Here is a 17428-nt window from a genome sequence, read left to right as displayed (position 1 = left end):
TGTGTTGGATGTAAATTTTGCGCCCGGCGGAGATTAATGTGGGAGCGGGCTTGCTCGCGAAGGCGGTGGTTCAGCCAAAATAACGGATACTCACACCCAGTCAGGAGTTCTCCGGCATCGGATTCCTAGCCCTCAACCCCGGCCCAGCCGAATAACGAATCACACCAAGAACAGCCAACGTCGCAACCACCAACCCAGGCGAAGTCGCCAGTAATACAGCCGTGGTCCCACCCCCGGCCGCCAGGATCTGCCCAGCGGCTAGCGGCCCAGCCACCGACCCCAGGCGCCCGATGGCCACCGCGGCACCCACCCCCGTCGCACGCACCGCCGTAGGATAGGAGGGCGGTGCCAACGCATAGAGAACCAACTGCGCAGCCATGACAAACAACCCGGCGGCAAACCCGGCGATGGCCATAGGCACGATACCAACGGACAACCCGACCCCGGCCAGGGCGCTCAGCAGACCAGCGTAGACAAACAGCACCACCTTGACCCCATTGCAACGGTCCAGCAACAGGCCGCCCAGCAACGAGCCAAGGGCTCCGCCAATGTTGAAGAGCATCTGCACCAGGCCGGCCTGGGGTTTGCTGAAGCCTTGTTCCAGCAACAACGATGGCAGCCAGTTGAGCAACATGTACATCACCGTCAGGGTGAAGAAGTAGCTCAGCCACAGCGCCAAGGTAGTACGACCGCGACCTTCACCGAACAGCGCCTGTGCGGTGGAACCGCGCGAGGAGCCGCTGTCACCCTGTGCCTGGCGAAAGGCGCTGGATTCGGGAAGCCACAGGAGCATCAACGGGACCACTAGCAAGGGTGCCAACCCACCGATAAAAAACGTCATCTGCCAGTGCTCGCCAAACAGCATGGCGACCACGGCGGCCAACGCACCACCCAACGGCACCCCCGCGTACATCACGCTGATGGCCGTGCCCCGGCGCTGCTCGCCCACGGCTTCGGCGCACAGGGCAATGAGGTTGGGCAGGGCGGCCCCAAGACCCAGGCCGGTCATGAAGCGCACCAGCAACAGGCTGGAGAAATGTTCGACATAAGCGGTGCTGAGGGAAAACACGCCGAACAGCAAGACTGCCGCGATGAGGATTTTCTTGCGACCGATGCGGTCAGCGATCCAGCCACCGAAGAAAGCTCCCGGCAACAACCCGATGATGCCGGCGCTGAACACCCAGCCCATCATTTTCGGGTCGAGGGCAAACGTCTGTCGCAACCCTGCGGCGGCGGTGCCGGCTGACTGCAGGTCGAAACCCTCGATCAACGCAACGATGAAACACAAGGCGATGGTCAGCGTCGCACGACGCGCCGGACGGTCCATGGCAAATCCTCTTATTGTTTTTGTGAGGGAACACCGGCTCGAAGGAAAACCGGTGGGTGCATTTAAGATTAACAAAGCTAACTAAAAAATGAAGGGTGCGGACAGGACGTCAACAATCGACCAGTTCATGATGTAAATCAGAGGCTTGGGCAGAATCCTCGAGCGAGAAAGTAAATTAGTTAATTACATTAATGTTCGATTATCGGACATTCTGGATTGACGAAGCGCCCGTACCGTTTCCATTCTTTGTTCGCGCGGCCCCCATCGCCAAGGTTGGGCCGATCAAAACAACAACAATAAATGGACACCAAACATGCCAAACCTTGCCCGGGATGCGCTGAAGGCGCGCCCTGTTTCATCCCTTGTCCCTCTGCTGGCCTGTCTCGGATTGAGCCTGGGTTCTCCGGTCTCGTGGGCGGAAGGCGTCATCGACGACAGCCACGGCACCCTGACCTTGCGCAACTACTACATGGACCGCGACTACAAGGACGACGGCGCCAAGACCGCAGCCAGGGAATGGGCCCAAGGCGTGTTCATGAACGTCGAGTCGGGATTTACCCCAGGCACCGTCGGGTTCGGCCTCGACGTGAGGGGATTGCTGGGCATCAAGCTCGACTCGTCGCCGGACCGAAGCGGGACTGAACTACTGCCTGTGTCGAGCAGCGACAAGCGCGCGGCGGATGAATATTCGCGCCTGGGCGTGACCGGCAAGCTGCGTTTCGCGCAAACCACAGTGAAGACCGGCGACGTGTCGATTTTCCTGCCGTTTGCCTTCGCCAGCCCGTCGCGGCTGTTGCCTCAGACCTTTCGCGGTACGACCCTCAGCTCCAAGGATTTCGACGGTTTGGTGTTGAACACGGGTTACATCGACCGCATCGCCCGGCGCGATTCCACCGATTACCAGCCCATGAGCATCGCCTCGCCCAATCGCCGTTTCAACGGTGCGGCGACTTCATCCCATATGGCCTATGTGGGCGGCGACTACCAGGTCAACAAAGACCTCAGCTTGCGGGCCTACCACGCCGAAGTCGCGGATCTGTACCAACAGAATACCCTGGCATTGCTGCACAACCTGCCATTGGGCGACGGTGTGCTAACCACCGACCTGCGCAGCTTTTTCAGTGATGAAGACGGCGCGGCCAAGGCAGGCAAGGTGGATAACCGCAACGTTTCGGCGCTGGTCGGTTATCGCCTGTGGGGGCATCGCGTCAGCCTGGGCTACATGCACGCCAGTGGCGATACGGCCACGCCGTATGTGTCCGGCACCGAGCTGATGGGCTTGAGCGAAATGACCATGAGCTCGGATTTCCTCAATGCCAAGGAACGCACCTGGCAGGCCATTCATGACTACGATTTCGCTGCCGTGGGCGTGCCGGGCCTGAGGAGCCGATTGCGTTATGTGCGTGGTGACCACATCGAGCTGGCGGCCCTCAATGCCGAGGATCGCAAGGAGCGCGAGTTCCAGATGGAGCTGGGGTATGTGGTCCAGAGCGGCCCACTGAAAAACGTCGGGCTGCTGGCGCGCAAATCGATCTACCGCAACGACTTCCCGGGTACGGCGGCGTTTCGCGATGAAAACCAGACCCGGTTCCTGGTGACGTACAGCGTGCCGATCTGGTGATGCATTGGGGTGCGACGCAGTGCTCTCGTGGCGAGGGAGCTTGCTCCCGCTGGGCTCTGTAGGAGCTGGCGAAGCCTGCGATCTTTTGACTTTCGCTTGAGATTCAAGTGTGTGGGGAAAGATCGCAGCCTCGTTGCACTCGACAGCTCCTACACCGCTCCTGCGGACGCGACCCTGCGCGAGCTTGCTCCCTCGCCACAGGGGAAGCGGTGTTCCTTATTGATAAACCTTCTTCAACAACCGCAGCAATTCCTCACGCTCAGCCGCTGAGAGGGCCGTGGTGGAATCAAGGTCGCTCTGGACGGCGATGTGCTTGAGTTCCTTGAGCAGGGTTTCGCCGGTCTTGCTCAGGAAAATGCCATAGGAGCGCTTGTCCGGTTTGCAGCGCACACGCACGGCCAGGGCGCGGCTTTCCAGCTTGTTCAGCAGTGGCACCACCTGCGGCGGTTCGATCGCCAGGGCCTTGGCCAGGTCGGCCTGCATCAGGCCGGGATTCTGGTCGATGATCGCCAGGGCGGAGAACTGGGCGGGGCGCAGGTCGTGGACGGCGAGCCGGCCGATCAGGTTCTGGAACAGTTTCAACTGGGCGCGACGCAGGGCATAGCCGATCAGGTCGTCCAGCGCGGAGTCCAGCGGTGCCTGCGCGTCGGTACCGGCGACCAGGGGCTCGGCGGGTTCGGCAAGCTTGGAAGACTTGGCCATCGAAGTGAGCTTCCTCAAAGTAAGTGATTAATAAGGCTATCCAGTTTGCCGAGGTTGCGGCGCGCTGGCTATGGGCTTGGGTACATTCAGTTTTTTAAATCTTCAACCCAGCCTCTGAAAAATACAGGTAAATCGATTAATAGTTAATTGACATAACTATTTTTCCGGTTTAGTTTTTGATCATCTTCAGCCAAGAACAAGAGAGCCCGCATCATGAGCAATTACGAAGGTCGCTGGACAACGGTCAAGGTCGATATCGAAGAGGGCATCGCTTGGGTCACCCTCAACCGCCCGGAAAAACGCAACGCCATGAGCCCGACCCTCAATCGCGAGATGATCGACGTGCTCGAGACCCTGGAGCAGGACCCCGCCGCCGGCGTATTGGTGCTGACTGGGGCCGGTGATGCGTGGACTGCTGGCATGGACCTCAAGGAATACTTCCGCGAAGTGGATGCCGGGCCGGAAATCCTCCAGGAGAAGATCCGTCGCGAAGCGTCGCAGTGGCAATGGAAACTGCTGCGCATGTACGCCAAGCCGACCATCGCCATGGTCAATGGCTGGTGCTTCGGTGGCGGTTTCAGCCCGCTGGTGGCGTGCGACCTGGCGATCTGCGCCGACGAAGCGACCTTCGGTCTCTCGGAAATCAACTGGGGTATCCCGCCGGGCAACCTGGTCAGCAAGGCCATGGCCGATACGGTGGGCCATCGCCAATCGCTGTACTACATCATGACCGGCAAGACCTTCGGCGGGCAGAAAGCCGCCGAGATGGGCTTGGTCAATGAAAGCGTGCCCCTGGCGCAACTGCGCGAAGTCACGGTGGAACTGGCGCGCAACCTGCTGGAGAAAAACCCGGTGGTGCTGCGCGCTGCCAAGCATGGCTTCAAGCGCTGCCGCGAACTGACCTGGGAGCAGAACGAGGATTACCTGTACGCCAAGCTCGACCAGTCGCGCCTGCTCGACACCGAGGGTGGCCGCGAGCAGGGCATGAAACAGTTCCTGGACGACAAGAGCATCAAGCCGGGCCTGCAAACCTATAAGCGCTGAGTCGACCGGCGAGCGGTGGGCCGCATCCCGCTGTTCGCTGCATCGCCCTGACGCTACTGTTACATCGCTGCAATGTGTTCCCGATAAAGACAATTAAAGAGGAATCACCATGCTGGACGTGCCCCTGTTGATTGGCGGCCAGTCGTGCCCGGCCCGCGATGGCCGGACCTTCGAACGCTGCAACCCGGTGACGGGTGAGGTGGTGTCTCGCGTGGCTGCCGCCACCCTGGAAGACGCCGATGCCGCCGTGGCCGCCGCCCAAGCGGCGTTTCCCGCCTGGGCCGCGCTGGCGCCCAACGAGCGCCGTACACGTCTGTTGCGTGCGGCCGAGCAATTGCAGGCCCGCAGTGGCGAGTTTATCGCCGCCGCCGGCGAGACCGGCGCCATGGCCAACTGGTACGGCTTCAATGTGCACCTGGCGGCGAACATGCTGCGCGAAGCCGCGTCCATGACCACCCAGATCAACGGCGAAATCATTCCTTCGGACGTGCCCGGCAGTTTCGCCATGGCCCTGCGTCAGCCTTGTGGCGTGGTGCTGGGCATCGCCCCCTGGAACGCCCCGGTGATTCTTGCGACCCGCGCCATCGCCATGCCCCTGGCCTGCGGTAACACCGTGGTACTCAAGGCTTCCGAGATCAGCCCGGCGGTGCACCGCTTGATTGGCCAGGTGCTCCAAGACGCCGGGCTGGGCGACGGTGTGGTCAACGTGATCTGCAATGCCCCGGCGGATGCGCCAGCCATTGTTGAACGGTTGATCGCCAACCCGGCGGTGCGCCGAGTGAACTTCACCGGCTCGACCCATGTCGGGCGCATCGTCGGCGAACTGTCGGCGCGCCATCTCAAGCCAGCGTTGCTGGAACTCGGCGGCAAGGCGCCGCTGCTGGTGTTGGACGACGCTGACCTGGATGCAGCGGTGCAAGCGGCTGCCTTCGGGGCCTACTTCAACCAGGGCCAGATCTGCATGTCCACCGAGCGATTGATCGTCGATGCCCGCGTGGCGGATGCGTTCGTCGCCAAGTTGACCGCCAAGATCGCCACCTTGCGTGCCGGCGATCCGGCGGCTGGCGATTCGGTGCTGGGCTCGTTGGTCGATGCCAGTGCCGGCCAGCGCATCAAGGGGCTGATCGACGATGCCTTGGCCAAAGGCGCGACGCTGGTCAGCGGTGGGCAGTTGGAAGGCAGCATCCTGCAGCCGACCTTGCTCGACGGCGTCACCGCACACATGCGCCTGTACCGCGAAGAGTCCTTCGGGCCGGTGGCGGTGCTGCTGCGCGGTGACGGCGATGAAGAACTGCTGCGCCTGGCCAACGATTCCGAGTTCGGCCTGTCGGCCGCCATCTTCAGTCGCGACACCAGCCGCGCGCTGGCCTTGGCCCAGCGGGTCGAGTCGGGCATTTGCCACATCAACGGCCCGACCGTGCACGACGAGGCGCAAATGCCTTTTGGTGGGGTCAAATCCAGCGGTTACGGCAGCTTTGGCGGCAAGGCGTCCATCGAGCATTTCACCCAGTTGCGTTGGGTGACCTTGCAGAACGGTCCGCGGCATTACCCGATCTGAAACCCGCCGCATCGCGGGCGGCCCGGCCATGAAGGCCGCCGCCCGGATGCAGGCCAGAATAATAATGACAAGGCCGCAGCCCTGTGTTGCCACGCTCCGCTCGCATCGCGACCCGAGTGTGCCTTGGTGGAGGAAATGTACGTGAGTTCCGAGTCCAGATCGTCCTCCCGACCCGAGGCCGGGCGTTATCGCCAGGTGTCGATTGGTCACCCTGCCGTCGAAGTCCGGGAAGAGCGTGGCATCTTGCACATGCGTTCCCTGGAACCCCTGGCCCCCTTGCCGGCGCGTTTGCTCGAGCGCCTGGTGCACTGGGCCGAGGTGCGCCCACAGCAGACATTTATCGCGGCCCGTGAAGCGGGTGGCGACTGGCGTCGAGTCAGCTATGCGCAGATGCTCGACAGCGTCCGGGCCATCGCCCAAAGCCTGCTGAGTTACGGATTGTCGGCGGAAAAACCCCTGGCGTTGCTCTCCGGCAACGACATCGAGCACCTGCAAATGGCCCTCGGCGCGATGTACGCCGGCATTCCCTATTGCCCGGTTTCACCGGCCTATTCATTGCTGTCCCAGGATTTCGCCAAGCTGCGCCACGTCTGCGATCTGTTGCAGCCGGGTCTGGTGTTTGTCAGCGAAGCCGCACCTTTCGAACGGGCGATCAATGCCGTATTGCCGGCGGACGTCCCCTTGATCACCGTGCGTGGCGAGATGGCGGGCCGGCCTGGGGCCCGTTTCGCCAGCCTGCTGGCCCAACCTGGTGGTATCGAAGCCGAGCAGGCGTTCGCCGCCACCGGGCCGCACAGCATTGCCAAGTTCCTGTTTACCTCGGGCTCCACCAAGCTGCCCAAGGCGGTGATCACCACCCAACGCATGCTTTGCGCCAATCAGCAGATGCTGCTGCAGACCTTTCCAGTATTCGGCGAGACGCCGCCGGTGCTGGTGGACTGGCTGCCGTGGAACCACACATTCGGTGGCAGCCACAACCTCGGCATCGTGCTGTACAACGGCGGCACGTTCTACCTGGACGACGGTAAACCCACCGCCCAAGGCTTCGCCGAGACCCTGCGCAACCTCAAGGAAATCTCGCCGACGGCCTACCTGACCGTGCCCAAGGGCTGGGAGGAATTGGTCAGCGCCCTGGAGCAGGACGGTGAATTGCGCGAGCGTTTCTTCAAGCGTATCAGCCTGTTCTTCTTTGCCGCGGCGGGCCTGTCGCAAACGACCTGGGACCGGCTCGACAAGGTCGCCGAGCAGCATTGCGGCGAACGTATCCGCATGATGGCCGGCCTGGGCATGACCGAGGCGTCGCCGTCCTGCACCTTCACCACCGGGCCCTTGTCCATGGCCGGCTACATTGGCCTACCGGCGCCTGGTTGCGAAGTCCGGCTGGTGCCGGTGGACGGCAAGTTCGAAGGGCGCTTTCGCGGGCCGCACATCATGCCTGGCTACTGGCGCTCGCCGCAGCAGACCGCTGACGTGTTCGACGAGGACGGTTTTTATTGTTCCGGGGATGCGATCAAGCTGGCCGATGCCAGCAATCCGCAACTGGGGCTGATGTTCGATGGACGGATCGCCGAGGATTTCAAATTGTCCTCCGGGGTATTCGTCAGCGTCGGCCCGTTGCGCAACCGAGCGGTGCTGGAAGGCACGCCCTATGTCCAGGACCTGGTGATCACCGCGCCGGATCGCGAGTGCCTGGGCGCACTGGTGTTTCCACGCCTTGCGGAATGCCGACGCCTGTCAGGCCTGGGGGCTGCGGCCAGCGATGCCCAGGTCCTTGGCAGCCCGCCGGTACGCCGATGGTTCGCCGAGTGGCTGCAACGCCTGAACCGCGAGGCCAGTGGCAACGCCAGTCGAGTGGAGTGGATTGCCTTGCTCGATGAGCCGGCCTCCATCGACCGCGGTGAAATCACCGACAAGGGCTCGATCAACCAGCGGGCGGTGTTGCAGTGGCGGGCAGGGAAGGTGGAGGCGTTGTATCGCGGGGAGGATGCGTCGATCCTGCGGGCCGGTGCGGTGGGCTAAACACAAAACTATGTGGGAGCGGGCTTGCTCGCGAAGGCGGTGTGTCAGTAAACATTATCTTTAACTGACACACCGCCTTCGCGAGCAAGCCCGCTCCCACAGTGGCTCTGTGGTGTAGGCAATATTTGTGTGCGCCACCGGTCCCTGAGGGAGCCGGGCTTGCCCGCACACAGGTGGTGATGTTTAACGCCGCCCCAACAGCAAGCCCACCACCAGCCCGAACCCAGCGGAAATCGCCACGGTCTGCCAGGGGTGGCCGCCAATGTAGACCTCGGTGGCATCGACCATCGGACGGGTGCGCTCCCGGGCGCTGGCGACCGAATCGAGGGCCTGTTGCAGTTTCTGGGAGACCTGGCCGCGCAGGTTTTCGGCTTCTTCGCCCACCAGCGAGGCACTGCTTTTGAGCAGCTTCTCCGATTCTTCAATCAATGCCTTCAGTTCGCTGAAGGCTTGATCCTTGATTTGCTCTCCGTTCGTTTGCACGGTGCCTTTACGGGCCATGGAAATGCTCCTTGTGGATGATGGCATTGAACAATGGAGTGTTGCGCTTGCACAAAAGTTGCAGCGCGCGGCCCTGGCAGGGCATTCCATCGCAAATCGTGGTTAAGACGTTTCCCTGCAAGGTGTAAGATGGCGCCTATTTACGCAACAGGTAATTCCCATGAGCTTCAATCTGGCTGACAAGCCCCTGGCCGAGCGCGCCGCGCTGGAAGACGAAAAATCCCGACTCTTTGAACTGTGGCAAAACAATTTGGGCAAGGCCAAGGGCGATGCCGCCCGCCTGTTCGGCGAGCGCTCCAAGCGCAAGGGCAAGTGGGCCGAGTGGGTGCGTGCCGAACTGGACGGCATGTCGCCGCCGGAATACGCCAACATGGTGCGCAGTGAAGTCAATCGCCTGATGGCCGCCAACAAGTAAGCCTCAGGCGAACGTCGCGGTAATGGCCTCGCGCACCGTGATCACCGCTGGGTCCATTTGCGTGTGGGTTCGCCAGCCCAGTTCGATGGGGTAGCGGGGCAAGGCCAGGGGGCAGGGCAGCAAGGCCAGGCCGCTGAGGTCGGCGATGGCCCGGGCGGCGTGGGTCGGAATCGTCGCCACGGCCTGGCTGCCCTTGAGCAGGAACGGCAACCCGGCAAAATGCGTGGTCGAGGCACAGACCCGCCGACTCAGGCCAAGCCCGGCCAGCCCTTCGTCGGTGATGCCGATGAAGCCCCCCGAAGACACCAGCAGATGCTCACGGGCCACGAAGGCCTCCAGGCTGAGGGTTCGTTGGCCTTGGGCCAGGCTCGCCGCGTCCAGGAGACAGGCGTAGTCGCCTTCGCCCAACACCTGGCGGCTGAGCAACCGTTGGGCGAAACCGCCCGCCGTGATCGCCAGGTCAAAGTCGCGCTCCATCAAGGCCCGGCCGACGATCTGGCTGTGGGTCTGGCGGAAAATCAAGCGCAGGCCCGGCGCGCGGCGGGCCACTTCCTCGATCAGGCGGCGTCCATGGGCAATCTCGAAATCGTCCGATAGGCCGACGATGACCGAACGACCGTCATAATGACTGGCGTCCGGGTCGATCATCGCCAGGCTCTGGCGACATTTGTCCAGGGCTTCGCTGATCACCGGTTTCAATTGATTGGCCCGCAACGTCGGCGCCAACCCCCGTCCCGTACGCACGAACAACTGATCGCCATACACATCGCGAAGCCTGCGCAATGCGGCGCTGATGGCCGATTGCGTCACGCCCAGGCGCACGGCGGCGCGGCTGGCGCTGGATTCGTCATGCAGGGCTTCGAAGGTCTTGAGCAGGTTGAGGTCGATGTCGGCGATATTCATGAGGTTCATATCATTTAGCAGCATTCGGGGCTTTATTCATGATCGGCCGCTGCTTGAGAATCAGCAACACCTGATGATCAAGGAGTTGAAAAACCATGCCCAAATCCATTGTGGCTGCCCTGCAGATCGGTTCTTTGCCGGGTGGCAAGGGCGAGACCCTGGCGCAGATCCTTTCCTACGAAGACGCCATTCGCCAAGCCGGTGCACGCCTGGTAGTCATGCCTGAAGCGCTGTTGGGTGGCTATCCCAAGGGCGAGGGGTTCGGGACGCAACTGGGTTACCGATTGCCGGAGGGGCGCGAGGCGTTTGCCCGCTACTTTGCCAACGCCATCGACGTGCCCGGCGTGGAAACCGAAGCGCTGGCCGGGCTGTCGGCGCGCACCGGGGCGAGCCTGGTGCTGGGCGTCATCGAGCGCGTCGGTAGCACCCTGTACTGCACCGCACTGTATTTCGAACCCGATGCAGGCCTCGTGGCCCGGCACCGCAAGTTGATGCCCACCGGCACCGAGCGACTGATCTGGGGCAAGGGCGATGGTTCGACCTTGCCGGTGATCGACAGCCAGGTCGGCCGGGTCGGCGCCGCGGTGTGCTGGGAGAACATGATGCCGCTGCTGCGCACCGCGATGTACGCCAAGGGCGTGGAAGTCTGGTGTGCGCCAACGGTTGACGAGCGGGAGATGTGGCAGGTGACCATGCGCCATATTGCTCACGAAGGGCGCTGTTTTGTGGTCAGTGCCTGTCAGGTCCAGGCGTCGCCGCAGTCCCTGGGCATTGACGTCGCGCACTGGCCGGCCGAACGGCCGCTGATCGCCGGTGGCAGTGTGATAGTCGGGCCCATGGGGGATGTGCTCGCCGGGCCGCTGAAAGACACCGCAGGGTTATTGACCGCCGAAATCGACACCGATGATCTGGTGCGGGCGCGCTATGACTATGATGTGGTCGGACACTACGCCAGGCCGGACGTGTTCGAACTGGTGGTGGACGAACGCGCCAAGCCCGGCGTGCGCTTCACAGGGTGATTCACCACGTCGCCGCGGAACCCGGCAGCTCGAGGTTCCCGCGGTCGACGAAGCGCATCGTGCCGAACACGCCGCCGGCGAGCTTGCCCTTGAGTACATAGGGCAGGTTGTCCAGGCTTTGGGTCTGGCTCAGGCCCAGGGTCTGGCGCAGCACGGAAAACGCCGAAATGCTCACCGGCACACTCAGGATCGCTTCGGAAAAGCGCGGGATCGAACCGGCCTGGTCACTGACCCCGGTCGCCAGCGTACGACCATTGACCTCCAGGTCCAAGGCCATGCCGTTGTAGTCGATGGCGGTTTCGTTGGGGTTTTGCACACGCAGTTTCACCGCGAACCGCACTTCCAAGCCCTGGTTGGGCAATGGCTCGATGCCCACCACGTTGATGTTCAACGGGTCACGGTGCGGGAAGAGGGCGCAGGCGCTCAGGCTGAGCGTGATCAGGAATACGGAAAGGCCGAGGATTCTGCGCATGGATAGACTCTCAGTGAATGAAAAAACTCGGAAGCGATTGAGCACGATACCCTGGCGAGAGCGCTTTTGTGGCGAGGGAGCTTGCTCCCGCTCGGTTGCGCAGCAACCGCAACAGCTTGGGCCGCTGCGCAGCCCAGCGGGAGCAAGCTCCCTCGCCACAAAAGCTCACACACCACAAAGACTCATTCCACAGATTCATACCACACTGACTCATCCGTCAAAGGGCTCCTGACAGTTTCTGACACCAGCCTCTGCTAATCTGCGTCATCTTTTCTTTGCGGACAGTCCATCGTGTCGCGTACCACTCGGCTGCTCACTTTGTTGCAAGTCCTGCGGGGCAAGCGTTGCCCCGTCACCGCCGCGACATTGGCGAGGGAACTGAACGTCTCCGAGCGCACCTTGTACCGCGACATTGCCGAACTCACGGCCCTTGGCGCGCCGATCCAGGGCGAGGCGGGCATAGGTTATGTATTGCGCAGCGGCCTGTTCCTGCCGCCACTGATGTTCACCGCCGATGAAATCGAGGCCATTGTGCTGGGCTTGCGCTACGTGGATCAGCGTGCCGACGAAGTATTGGGCAAGGCGGCCGCCGACGCGTTGGCGAAGGTCGCCGCGGTGCTGGCCCCGGATGTGCGGGACGCGTTGCGCAACCCCACAGTGCTGCCTGGCCCGCCGGGTTATGGCTATCCGCAGAACACCGTGGAACTGAATGTCTACCGCCAGGCCATTCGCGCCCAGGCCAAGCTGCACATCGACTACGCCGACGTGAACAAGACCCCGAGCCAACGGCTGATCTGGCCGCTGGCCCTGGGCTTTTTCAATGAGGCGCGGGTAGTGGTGGCCTGGTGCGAATTGCGCGGCGCCTATCGGACCTTTCGCACCGACCGGATTGCCTCGGCCACCGAGCAGGGCGAGCGCTATCCAGGCCGGCGCAGCGATTTGCTGCGGGACTGGTTTGCGTTGATGAAGCTGGACGAAACCGGGCGTTTCACTCCTGACAAAAACTGACACAGCGTTGTTCTAGCATGGTGCCAGATCGATAAAACAAGGAGCCATGCCATGTCCAACCCCGTCTCTTCCCTGGCCCCGGCCATCGCCGGCTACATCGCGGCTGCCAATGCCCGTGACAGTTCGGCGGTGACGCGTTTCTTCGCCGAGGACGCCAATGTGTTCGATGAAGGCCAGCACCGTGTCGGCACCCAGGCCATCGCCCAATGGATGGAAGACACCGCCCAGCGCTTCCAGCCGCGAGTCGAGGTTCTCGATGTGCAGCAACGCACAGGCAAGGTGCTGGTGCACAACCTGATCTCCGGCACATTCCCCGGCAGCCCGTTGGAGCTGCGCTATACCTTCCGGCTCGATGAGCAGGGCAAGATCAGTCGGTTGGATATTTCAATCTAGCGTCCTGCCCCCTGAAATGATTGCTGTTGTGCCAGGAGGTGAACGCTGTTGTGGCGAGGGAGCTTGCTCCCGCTGGGCTGCGCAGCGGCCCCAAGTTTTTGCGGTTGCTGCGCAACCGAGCGGGAGCAAGCTCCCTCGCCACAGGGGTTCGCGTTGAGTCCACAAGCAGGTGAATGACTCATCACCCCATGCTGTCATGGCATACTCCCCACCTTCGTTTTTCGGACCCGGGCCGTATGACTTTCGACTCCCCCCTGAGTGCTTGGCAGCACGCCATCGAACACCGCGGTTTCGTCCAGGATGAGGCCCAGGAATTGGCCATCATGGCACTGGAGCAATGCCACCAGGCGTTGCACGAAGGGCGCAAGTCGATCCAGGGCGTTTATCTCTGGGGGCCGGTGGGGCGTGGCAAGACCTGGCTGATGGACCGCTTTTATGAAAGCCTCAAGGTGCCGGCACGCCGTCAGCACTTCCATCATTTCATGGCGTGGGTGCACCAGCGTTCGTTCCAGCTCACCGGCACGCCGGACCCTTTGCAAGCGCTGGCCAGGGAGTTGAGCGCGGAAGTACGGGTGCTGTGTTTTGACGAGCTGTTCGTCAACGACATTGGTGACGCGATCATCCTCGGGCGTTTGTTCCAGGTGATGTTCGAGCTGGGCATGGTGATGGTGAGTACCTCCAACCTGCCGCCGCAAGAGCTTTATGCCAACGGCCACAACCGCGAGCGCTTCCTGCCGACCATCACCGCGATCAAGCAGCACATGCAGATCGTGCCGGTGAACGGCTGGCAAGACCATCGCCAACACCCAGGCCAATTGCAGCAGCGTTACTGGTTGCGCGATCCAGGGCAACCCGACCCGTTGGGCGATGTCTTCGAGCTGTTGATCGCCGGGCAGGTGTCGAGCCGAGCGCCGATTGAAGTGGGCCATCGTCTGCTGGAACCGGTCCAGGCCAGCGATGCCGTGCTGTGGAGCCGTTACGCCGACTTGTGCGAGCAACCGTTTTCAGCGTTGGATTTCATGGCGCTGTGCGACCGCTTCAATGTCATCCTGCTCAGTGACGTGCCTTGTCTGAGCGCTGAACAGCGTGAAGGGCGCATTGCTCGTGGCACCGAGGACGGCGTCGAACGGGTCGTGGCCGGTGATCGTGAGTTACCGCAGTTGTCGGTCCACGACGACGGCGTGCGACGATTCATCGCCCTGGTCGATGAATGTTATGACCGCAAGGTGCCGCTGTGTCTTTCGGCCGCGGTGCCGATGGATGAGTTGTACACCGAGGGCTATCTGCAATTCCCGTTTCGCCGTACGCTCAGTCGCCTCCAGGAAATGCAAATGCAACGTTTTGGTCAGTACGCCTGACCTGTATCCCGCCGACGGCATTGTGCCGCGGTACTACTGAAGTGAGATGGAAGGTCATGGAAGAAGCCAAGGACATCCTTGTTCTGCAAGCCAGCTACACCAACCCGGTCCACGCCGAAGCGATCTGTCATGTGCTCAACGGTTATGCGCAGGATCCGATGGGTGGGGGGCATCCGTTGCCGGCCGAGGTACTGCTGCACTTGCCGGAGGAACTGGCCAAGCGGCCCCATGCCTTCAGCGTGCTGGCGTTCGTCAATGGAGAACCGGCGGGGCTGGTCAATTGCTTCGAAGGTTTTTCAACCTTTGCCTGCCGGCCTCTGGTGAATATCCACGACGTGGCGGTCATGCCGGAATTTCGCGGCCTCGGGTTGAGCCAGAAGATGCTGCAGAAGGTCGAGGACATTGCCCGTCAGCGCGGTTGCTGCAAGATCACCCTGGAAGTGCTTGAAGGCAATGCCGTCGCCCAGGGCAGCTACGCCAAGTTCGGCTTTGCCGCCGGCATGTTCGACCCGGCCCACGGCATTATGCAGTTCTGGATCAAGCCCCTGTAAAAGCGGGCTTCTGGTGGGGTGCGATTATTTTTGCACCACTTCAGCCAAGGGCGCCTTGGGCTGCATCAGGCTGAAGTCGATCAGAGCCCTGCGCGGGGCTTCATATGGATTGCCGATCAGCAGCGGACGGGCCTTGAAGTCATCGCTGACCAGACTCTTGCTGCGGTCAAGTTCATCGAAGCTCAGGCCGGCCAGGTCTGCCCAGGTGTGAATCAGGTGCGAGCTGCTGTAGGGCCGTGACAGATCGCCGGCAAAGTTCCAGTCATGGTTTTCGCGCCACTTGGGCGAAGCCCAGGCCATGAAGGGAATGGTATACATCGGCGCTGTCGGCTTGGCTTCGTTACGGCCCAGCGTGCCGTGACCCTGCGAATCGAACACGTCTTCACCATGGTCCGAGAGGTACAGCAGGAAACCGTTGGGGTCGGTCCTGGCGTAATCCTTGATCAGGCTGGAGACGACGAAGTCGTTGTACAACACCGCGTTATCGTAGCTGTTGTAGGTCGGGACCTGATCATCACGCAGGCTCGCCGGTACGCCCTGGCGATCAGTGAACTTGTTGAACGTCGGCGGGTACCGGTATTGATAACTCATGTGGGTGCCTAGCAGGTGCACCACGATCAGCTTGCGCGGCGCGCTGTCGGCCAGGGCCTTGTTGAACGGCTCGATCACGTCGCCATCGTACTGCGCGGAGTTCTGGTTGCGGTTGTTGTTCAGGTACACCTGTTCATCGGCCTGTTGGGAAAAGGTCGTGAGCATGGTGTTGCGCTTGGTCATTGTCTGCTGGTTGGTGATCCAGAAAGTCTTGTAGCCGGCCTGCTTCATCATGCTCACCAGCGAAGGCGTGCTCAGGTACAGGTCCGGGTTCTGTTCGTCGGCGAAGGTCAGCACCTGTTGCAGTGCTTCGATGGTATAGGGGCGCGGGGTGATGACATTGTCGAACACCGACAGCTGGTCCTTGAGCTTATCCAGCTCCGGTGTGGTTTCCCGCGGGTAACCGTAGAGGCTCATGCGCTGCCGATTGGTGGATTCGCCGATCACCAGCACCAGGGTGGCCGGCTGTTCTGCCATGCCGTCCTTGAGGTTGCTCAGGGGAGGGATCTTGCTGGCGCTGTGGAGCATGCCTTGCATGTTTTCCAACTGCTCACCATAGCGACGGTAGGCCACCAGCATCTGCCAGGGCACCGCCGGCTCGATCCGGTTTTCGAACTTCTCCAGGCCACGGGCGAAGCTGCCGGTGCGCAGGGTCTGCTTGACTAGCGGATAACCGACCACGGCGAGCACGATGACGGTTGCGACAACCACGGCCTGGCGCCGGGGCAGGTACACCGGGCGCAGGCGGGTCCAGAGCCAATAACCCACGGCGGTATGGGCCAGGAACGCCGCCACCATCCACCAGGCAAAATACTGGGTCAGGTACTCGCCGGCTTCAGACACGTTCGATTCGAACATGATGAAGATGACGCTTTGGGAAAATTCTTGCTGGTAAATGAAGAAGTAGCCCAGGCTGGCCATGGAGCAAGCCCACAGCACCACGCCGATCAATGCCGCCAGTAAGCGCGTACGGGCAGGGAAAAGCAGCAGGGGCGCCAGCCACACCGCACTCATCACGAACGCTTGGCGAAAGCCGGCGAAACCCGAGGTGTCACTGAGCAGAATGAGTAGTTGGGTGATACCCGAGAAGTACCAGAAGAACAGAAACAGCCAGCCGAATCCGGCCCAGTCGAAACCTTTCGCAGTCGTTTTGCTGCGTTTGAACAAGCTCATCAAGCGCTCCAGCCTCTGTCGACGAAGCTGCTGGCACCGGACTGGTGGCCGCAGGCATACGCCGAGCAATCTTAAAGGCGGGGAGTATTACGAGCCGGTTGTGAAAACTTTGTTAGTTTTTCGGTTACAAAACGCAGGTGGGAGTGAATCAGGCAATCAAGACAGGCGAGAGGCGCCCCATCCTGTGGCGAGGGAGCTTGCTCCCGCTGGGTCGCGTAGCGACCCCAAAGGTTCGGCGGTTGCTGCACAACCGAGCGGGAGCATGCTCCCCCGCCACAGCTAGCGCCGTTATATAGAGGGTGTATGGGTGACACCGGCTTGGGGCTGGTGCCACTTTCCCGACGTTATGCCTCTGTGGCGATTACCGAGCCAGGGACTGGCTCTGGTGGGACAGCTGTGCGTGTTGCAGCTGCATGCGCAGTTGCGTCACTTCATCAAGCAGTAGATCGCGTTCTTCCTTGAGTAGGCGCAATTCATCGCGACGAATGGTCACATAAAGGGTTTGGGGAGGACGTGCGGTAACGACTGGGCCCATTGCTCACCTCGCAAATGGCGTACATCAACTAGAGAGATGTCGCCAGTTTTTTTGGTCGACACCTCTTTATCGGCGCCGATTCTGAATACTTTTGCTCGTGAATGGAACTTTTTTATTTTTCATGGTCGCCGTGTCTTCGGCCGGTTTTTGAACGTTATCCTTTGTGATCGGGCGATTTACCCGGAAACTATGCAGCAATGCTCTGGACTAGCCTCCACAAGTCCCCTTGAGCTAAACC

General features: G+C 61.6%; 17 protein-coding genes. 10 read left to right on the top strand and 7 right to left on the bottom strand.

What is annotated here, in order from left to right; genetic code table 11:
• Positions 1-100 precede the first annotated feature (100 nt).
• The gene (gene mhpT, locus M1D99_RS17470) at positions 101-1327 is read right to left on the bottom strand and encodes a 3-(3-hydroxy-phenyl)propionate transporter MhpT (protein ID WP_434570677.1); all 1227 of its coding nucleotides are present in this window, start codon (positions 1325-1327) and stop codon (positions 101-103) included.
• Between the two features lie 313 nt (positions 1328-1640).
• Here mhpT and M1D99_RS17465 point away from each other — a divergent pair, with 313 nt between their 5' ends.
• Entirely contained in the window at positions 1641-2948 is a 1308-nt protein-coding gene (locus tag M1D99_RS17465; RefSeq protein WP_434570675.1) for an OprD family porin, read from the top strand.
• Positions 2949-3164: 216 nt separating this feature from the next.
• Here the strand turns inward: M1D99_RS17465 and M1D99_RS17460 are convergent, their stop codons facing one another.
• Positions 3165-3650: a MarR family winged helix-turn-helix transcriptional regulator gene (locus tag M1D99_RS17460; protein ID WP_434570673.1), complete on the bottom strand. Its 486-nt coding sequence runs from the start codon at positions 3648-3650 to the stop codon at positions 3165-3167.
• A gap of 213 nt (positions 3651-3863) precedes the next feature.
• Between M1D99_RS17460 and M1D99_RS17455 the strand changes: the two genes are divergently transcribed.
• The 3 genes from M1D99_RS17455 to M1D99_RS17445 all read left to right on the top strand — a co-directional run bounded on the left by M1D99_RS17455 (position 3864) and on the right by M1D99_RS17445 (position 8271).
• Entirely contained in the window at positions 3864-4694 is an 831-nt protein-coding gene (locus M1D99_RS17455) for a p-hydroxycinnamoyl CoA hydratase/lyase (protein ID WP_207966573.1), read from the top strand.
• Between the two features lie 109 nt (positions 4695-4803).
• Positions 4804-6252: an aldehyde dehydrogenase gene (locus tag M1D99_RS17450; RefSeq protein WP_186729847.1), complete on the top strand. Its 1449-nt coding sequence runs from the start codon at positions 4804-4806 to the stop codon at positions 6250-6252.
• Between the two features lie 141 nt (positions 6253-6393).
• Positions 6394-8271, top strand: coding sequence for a feruloyl-CoA synthase (locus M1D99_RS17445; protein ID WP_434570671.1), 1878 nt, complete (start codon positions 6394-6396; stop codon positions 8269-8271).
• Positions 8272-8454: 183 nt separating this feature from the next.
• On the opposite strand, the gene M1D99_RS17440 is transcribed toward M1D99_RS17445, so the two are convergent.
• Positions 8455-8772, bottom strand: coding sequence for a DUF883 family protein (locus M1D99_RS17440; RefSeq protein ID WP_186707644.1), 318 nt, complete (start codon positions 8770-8772; stop codon positions 8455-8457).
• A gap of 160 nt (positions 8773-8932) precedes the next feature.
• Here M1D99_RS17440 and M1D99_RS17435 point away from each other — a divergent pair, with 160 nt between their 5' ends.
• Positions 8933-9187, top strand: a complete 255-nt coding sequence (locus M1D99_RS17435) for a hypothetical protein (protein WP_003181187.1) — start codon at positions 8933-8935, stop codon at positions 9185-9187.
• A 3-nt stretch (positions 9188-9190) separates the two neighbouring features.
• On the opposite strand, the gene M1D99_RS17430 is transcribed toward M1D99_RS17435, so the two are convergent.
• Entirely contained in the window at positions 9191-10099 is a 909-nt protein-coding gene (locus M1D99_RS17430; protein WP_434576527.1) for a LysR substrate-binding domain-containing protein, read from the bottom strand.
• A gap of 86 nt (positions 10100-10185) precedes the next feature.
• Between M1D99_RS17430 and M1D99_RS17425 the strand changes: the two genes are divergently transcribed.
• Positions 10186-11109: a carbon-nitrogen hydrolase family protein gene (locus M1D99_RS17425; RefSeq protein ID WP_434570668.1), complete on the top strand. Its 924-nt coding sequence runs from the start codon at positions 10186-10188 to the stop codon at positions 11107-11109.
• A gap of 1 nt (position 11110) precedes the next feature.
• Here the strand turns inward: M1D99_RS17425 and M1D99_RS17420 are convergent, their stop codons facing one another.
• Positions 11111-11581, bottom strand: coding sequence for an LEA/WHy family protein (locus M1D99_RS17420; protein ID WP_434570666.1), 471 nt, complete (start codon positions 11579-11581; stop codon positions 11111-11113).
• A 291-nt stretch (positions 11582-11872) separates the two neighbouring features.
• On the opposite strand from M1D99_RS17420, the gene M1D99_RS17415 reads away from it, so the two are divergent.
• From M1D99_RS17415 to M1D99_RS17400, 4 genes are all read left to right on the top strand, one after another.
• A complete protein-coding gene (locus M1D99_RS17415; RefSeq protein ID WP_434570664.1) occupies positions 11873-12589 on the top strand; it encodes a helix-turn-helix transcriptional regulator in 717 nt (238 codons plus the stop codon).
• A gap of 51 nt (positions 12590-12640) precedes the next feature.
• Positions 12641-12982: a nuclear transport factor 2 family protein gene (locus M1D99_RS17410; protein WP_186707647.1), complete on the top strand. Its 342-nt coding sequence runs from the start codon at positions 12641-12643 to the stop codon at positions 12980-12982.
• Positions 12983-13218: 236 nt separating this feature from the next.
• Positions 13219-14340 (top strand): cell division protein ZapE, encoded by a 1122-nt coding sequence (gene zapE, locus M1D99_RS17405; RefSeq protein WP_458130503.1) that lies wholly within the window; start codon positions 13219-13221, stop codon positions 14338-14340.
• 56 nt (positions 14341-14396) lie between these two features.
• The gene (locus M1D99_RS17400) at positions 14397-14891 is read left to right on the top strand and encodes a GNAT family N-acetyltransferase (RefSeq protein ID WP_186707649.1); all 495 of its coding nucleotides are present in this window, start codon (positions 14397-14399) and stop codon (positions 14889-14891) included.
• Between the two features lie 24 nt (positions 14892-14915).
• Here M1D99_RS17400 and M1D99_RS17395 read toward each other — a convergent pair whose 3' ends face one another.
• Positions 14916-16655: a phosphoethanolamine transferase CptA gene (locus M1D99_RS17395; RefSeq protein ID WP_458130502.1), complete on the bottom strand. Its 1740-nt coding sequence runs from the start codon at positions 16653-16655 to the stop codon at positions 14916-14918.
• 361 nt (positions 16656-17016) lie between these two features.
• Positions 17017-17190: a DUF6026 family protein gene (locus M1D99_RS17390; RefSeq protein ID WP_013693491.1), complete on the bottom strand. Its 174-nt coding sequence runs from the start codon at positions 17188-17190 to the stop codon at positions 17017-17019.
• Positions 17191-17428 lie beyond the last annotated feature (238 nt).

The sequence above is a fragment of the Pseudomonas sp. R3-41 genome, assembly GCF_054161485.1.
This window is presented reverse-complemented; position numbering and strand designations above follow the sequence as displayed.

Excerpts from the sequence above, each read along its gene's own strand:
- M1D99_RS17460 (WP_434570673.1), bottom strand. The coding sequence starts at position 3,650 with ATGGCCAAGTCTTCCAAGCTTGCCGAACCCGCCGAGCCCCTGGTCGCC.
- M1D99_RS17465 (WP_434570675.1), top strand. The coding sequence starts at position 1,641 with ATGCCAAACCTTGCCCGGGATGCGCTGAAGGCGCGCCCTGTTTCATCC.
- zapE (WP_458130503.1), top strand. The coding sequence starts at position 13,219 with ATGACTTTCGACTCCCCCCTGAGTGCTTGGCAGCACGCCATCGAACAC.
- M1D99_RS17455 (WP_207966573.1), top strand. The coding sequence starts at position 3,864 with ATGAGCAATTACGAAGGTCGCTGGACAACGGTCAAGGTCGATATCGAA.
- M1D99_RS17425 (WP_434570668.1), top strand. The coding sequence starts at position 10,186 with ATGCCCAAATCCATTGTGGCTGCCCTGCAGATCGGTTCTTTGCCGGGT.
- M1D99_RS17440 (WP_186707644.1), bottom strand. The coding sequence starts at position 8,772 with ATGGCCCGTAAAGGCACCGTGCAAACGAACGGAGAGCAAATCAAGGAT.
- M1D99_RS17430 (WP_434576527.1), bottom strand. The coding sequence starts at position 10,099 with ATGAACCTCATGAATATCGCCGACATCGACCTCAACCTGCTCAAGACC.
- M1D99_RS17450 (WP_186729847.1), top strand. The coding sequence starts at position 4,804 with ATGCTGGACGTGCCCCTGTTGATTGGCGGCCAGTCGTGCCCGGCCCGC.
- M1D99_RS17420 (WP_434570666.1), bottom strand. The coding sequence starts at position 11,581 with ATGCGCAGAATCCTCGGCCTTTCCGTATTCCTGATCACGCTCAGCCTG.
- M1D99_RS17395 (WP_458130502.1), bottom strand. The coding sequence starts at position 16,655 with ATGAGCTTGTTCAAACGCAGCAAAACGACTGCGAAAGGTTTCGACTGG.
- M1D99_RS17390 (WP_013693491.1), bottom strand. The coding sequence starts at position 17,190 with ATGGGCCCAGTCGTTACCGCACGTCCTCCCCAAACCCTTTATGTGACC.
- M1D99_RS17435 (WP_003181187.1), top strand. The coding sequence starts at position 8,933 with ATGAGCTTCAATCTGGCTGACAAGCCCCTGGCCGAGCGCGCCGCGCTG.
- mhpT (WP_434570677.1), bottom strand. The coding sequence starts at position 1,327 with ATGGACCGTCCGGCGCGTCGTGCGACGCTGACCATCGCCTTGTGTTTC.
- M1D99_RS17410 (WP_186707647.1), top strand. The coding sequence starts at position 12,641 with ATGTCCAACCCCGTCTCTTCCCTGGCCCCGGCCATCGCCGGCTACATC.
- M1D99_RS17400 (WP_186707649.1), top strand. The coding sequence starts at position 14,397 with ATGGAAGAAGCCAAGGACATCCTTGTTCTGCAAGCCAGCTACACCAAC.